This window comes from Bacillus sp. JJ722, from assembly GCF_036963345.1.
In the GTDB taxonomy this organism is placed as follows: Bacteria; Bacillota; Bacilli; order Bacillales; family DSM-1321; genus Bacillus_AD.
On record NZ_JBALMO010000347.1, the window covers coordinates 1 to 3,395 of the forward strand.

The following is a 3,395-nucleotide window of genomic DNA, read 5'->3' on the forward strand; positions in this document are numbered from 1 at the left end:
TACAAATACACACTAAAGAGTTAGTGGAAATTAATTGAATTATACAATTATTTTGTGATAGACTTTATGATTAATTATGAGTGTGAGGTGTTTTTCATCGAAATTAAAGATATTGGTGGTTTTTGTAATATTGATGAGCAAGGTTACTTAATAAATGAAACAAGTATTCAAAAAATAAATCCTAAATATAGAAATCTTATTACTGAATTTTCTTTTAAGTTGAGTGAGCTTTTAGGTGAGAATCTACATAGCGTTTATATAAGAGGTTCAGTACCTAGAGGATTAAGTATTGATAACGTATCGGATTTAGACACGATCTTAGTTTTAAATAGCACGCTCACTTACAATCACTCATTTGTTAAAGAGTTAGTCGAATATTTGTTAAACAAATATCCATTTATACAAGGTATAGAAATGAATGTTATAGATAAACAGGAAATAATAAATCTGAAACAGTTTTCTATACTACCATTTATGATGAAAACATATGGGCTATGTGTTTTCGGGGAGGATTTAAGCAAACAATTACCAAGATTTAAAGTAGATGTTACACTTGCAAATGAACATTTAGTAAATGTGAAAGAACAAATAAATCAAGCAAGAAGAGACTTGGTCGGTAATGAGGATCAGGAAGATATTTTAGATTGCTGTAGTTGGATTATGAAAATAATTGTAAGGGCAGGAATGGCGTTAGTTGCCGCAGAAGAAGGCAAGTATACAAGAGATTTATACCCAGCGTATAAGGTGTTTGCCAGAACAAGAAAAGGATATGAAACAAGCTTTAGTGTTTGCTATTGAACCAACTAACAATGTAATAGAGTTATCAACTTTTTTAAACATATTCGGAAAATGGGTAATAGAAGAAAGTAATCAATGGCTACAAAAAAATAATCCTAATCGAAAAAAACAACTAATTTTGTCTTAAAAATAGTTTTGATTAATAGTAACAAGTGGTATAGAAACTGTAAGAAATAAAAAAAACAAATTTTAAAAGAAAAAAAGCTTGAGGGTATGACACCTTAAGCAAAGGTGAAAATATTATAAATGTCCTTCAGTAAGGAAGCCGATCATTTTACTAATATGATAAAATCGGCTCTTTTTTTTGATATCTTCTGTTAGGGGAACAATGGATTGTCTACATAAAACTAGGATTCAATTCATTTTTAACCGTTGATTCATTACACCGATCGTGATGTGGTTTAAACTGAGCTACCGTATAGGTAGAATCCAACACGTTTTCTTTCATAATTATACCAATTCGCCTTCTAGAAACGGTTAGCCCATGTTTCTTCAATTCTACTTTGATTTTTCGCGTACCATAACTTTGACGGTTAGCGTGGAATATTTCCACAATTTTATGAGAAAGCTCATCTTCAGAAGATTTTATTTTCGCTTTATAATAATACGTACTTCTAGGAAGTTGTAAATATTAATTTTATGAATAATAGTTTATCTAATTCATTTGTTCAGATAAGGTGAAACCCATGTGTAAAAAATTATATGGAAAAACTCACTTTCTGTAATAGTTAAAAAGTGAGTGGGTGAAGAATCAGTTAGTGATTTTGATTATCAGCTAATAATGACACTTGATGCAGAAACGATTTCTAATTTCTTTATTTGATATTTAGTTAGATTGGGAAATGCTTTTCACACTATTGTTACGAAAAAAGATTCGATTATTTCAAGATGATTTTGATAATGAATCAAACAAATTTCATCATGATTCATTCCTTCTGCTATGTATTGTGTACTTTTAGGAATGACTTTTTTTAAGAATTGCGCAAGCGGTTACAGCACGCTGATTGATTATTATTCCTTGTACCTATTAGCTGTTTGTGAAGCGCTTTCAAAAATTCTTTGCCAGCAATGGAAAAGTATTGATTTTTTAATTTAATATACTGATAAGATAATTTGTATTCAGTTCCTATCACAGGTTTAACAACTATCTCCTAATGTTTATAAAATGGATCAGACTCGATTGTAAATAAGGATTCAAAACCAATTGCTAATCCCTGTAAAATGAACTGCTTTTTTGTCTCGGAATTTTGTGAAATTAGTATGTTAGGTTGATAGGATGCTCCAAATAAACGTGAATAGTACTCTTTAGTATCATTGGATTGTCAACACAAAACTAGACAGCTTTCTTAAGGTGTGAAATTTTGTATCGTACAGGACTCATATAATCCAATGTTCCATGAATCCGAATATATTATACCAATTTACGAAAGATATGAGCAAACTAGACATTGATGAACAATTGAAGTTTTATAAGGAAGAATTTTCATTTCAACATTGTGAATTGAACGGTTGCGGTAATGAAGTACATAGTAATTGGGTTAAATATAAAGGTGATTTATATTGTGAGAGTTGCTTTGAATGGTTAATTCAAGAAGAAAGAAAAGAAGACGTAAAAAAAATAGCAAAACTTAAGAAGAATTGATCCAGCTTAGAAAGAAACACAATTTAGAATGATATTCGTGGTATTGTAATATCTGTTTTTAATCCAAAAAAAGAGTGAAGTTAATCACTCCTGAGGTTTATTGTGGTTGAGTCAGAGGCAATTTATATTGATTTTCTATTTGTACAAATCTTCCTTTAGATATTTTAAATCTTTGAGCAGTGTTAATTACATTAGGGATACCACTAGGGCACAAATGATAAGAATACTTATCATTTTTAACAAAACTTTTGTATCTATCGGATTTAGCTAAAAAGGCAGCACCATGAATTGATTCTACATAGCTATGAATAGTATCAATTAGAAATTCGTATTCATTTGCATCATCAATATTTTCTGGTATACCACCAGTACATAAGAAAACATAATCAGCTTCAACAATTTGATCATGAATAAGACTTAAATTTGCGAACAGTTTTTTGTAATAATAAGCTGACGAGAGGCTTTTTACGGAATCCAGCACCTTGTGCAAATTAGTAGAAGAAAGAAAATATGGGTAAACATTTACGATGCTAAATGCTCCGATTTTATAGCTTCTTAAGTCATTAAAGGCTACATGAGCGCATTTATTAACGGTGCTATCAGATACATCCATATCAGCTACACCAGGATTCATTAAAATAAAAAGTATTTTTTTGGTATACCTGTTATTTAGCTGTGCAGTAAGTATCGTTCTACTTTTAACTTTGGTACTCTTTATTCTTTTAGTGTCACAATTTGTTATTGATTTTACATAACTAGGATAAGTTTCAGTCAAATAATCAACCCTCTCTTTTAATAAGTATAACATACTAATTTGTTATCTCAGAATAACTGATGAAATAGAACTCTTAAATGAAAGGGTAATTATTTGAAGATAGTAAAAACATAATAAAATCTACCTTTTATTGAAAAATAGAATCTCCAAAGAGATTCTTAATCCAGATAAGTACGGCTT

4 protein-coding genes and 1 pseudogene are annotated in these 3,395 nt (G+C 29.9%); 3 read left to right on the forward strand and 2 right to left on the reverse strand.

Going from position 1 to position 3,395, the window contains the following annotated elements:
- The first annotated feature begins 66 nt into the window (after nucleotides 1-66).
- Nucleotides 67-798, forward strand: coding sequence for a nucleotidyltransferase (locus V7014_RS25745; protein WP_335511727.1), 732 nt, complete (start codon nucleotides 67-69; stop codon nucleotides 796-798).
- Nucleotides 770-925 carry a hypothetical protein gene (locus tag V7014_RS25750; protein ID WP_335511729.1) on the forward strand — a complete coding sequence of 52 codons (156 nt, stop codon included), beginning with the start codon at nucleotides 770-772 and terminating at the stop codon, nucleotides 923-925. Before V7014_RS25745 ends, V7014_RS25750 begins: the two co-directional genes overlap by 29 nt.
- A gap of 216 nt (nucleotides 926-1,141) precedes the next feature.
- On the opposite strand, the pseudogene V7014_RS25755 reads toward V7014_RS25750, so the two are convergent.
- Nucleotides 1,142-1,426, reverse strand: a pseudogene (locus tag V7014_RS25755) (IS3 family transposase); the annotation flags it as partial.
- Nucleotides 1,427-2,194: 768 nt separating this feature from the next.
- Between V7014_RS25755 and V7014_RS25760 the strand changes: the two are divergent.
- The gene (locus tag V7014_RS25760) at nucleotides 2,195-2,440 is read left to right on the forward strand and encodes a hypothetical protein (protein ID WP_335511731.1); all 246 of its coding nucleotides are present in this window, start codon (nucleotides 2,195-2,197) and stop codon (nucleotides 2,438-2,440) included.
- 97 nt (nucleotides 2,441-2,537) lie between these two features.
- On the opposite strand, the gene V7014_RS25765 is transcribed toward V7014_RS25760, so the two are convergent.
- Nucleotides 2,538-3,215, reverse strand: coding sequence for a DUF1643 domain-containing protein (locus V7014_RS25765; RefSeq protein ID WP_335511733.1), 678 nt, complete (start codon nucleotides 3,213-3,215; stop codon nucleotides 2,538-2,540).
- Nucleotides 3,216-3,395: the final 180 nt, after the last annotated feature.

Excerpts from the sequence above, each read along its gene's own strand:
- V7014_RS25760 (WP_335511731.1), top strand. The coding sequence starts at position 2,195 with ATGAATCCGAATATATTATACCAATTTACGAAAGATATGAGCAAACTA.
- V7014_RS25750 (WP_335511729.1), top strand. The coding sequence starts at position 770 with ATGAAACAAGCTTTAGTGTTTGCTATTGAACCAACTAACAATGTAATA.
- V7014_RS25745 (WP_335511727.1), top strand. The coding sequence starts at position 67 with ATGATTAATTATGAGTGTGAGGTGTTTTTCATCGAAATTAAAGATATT.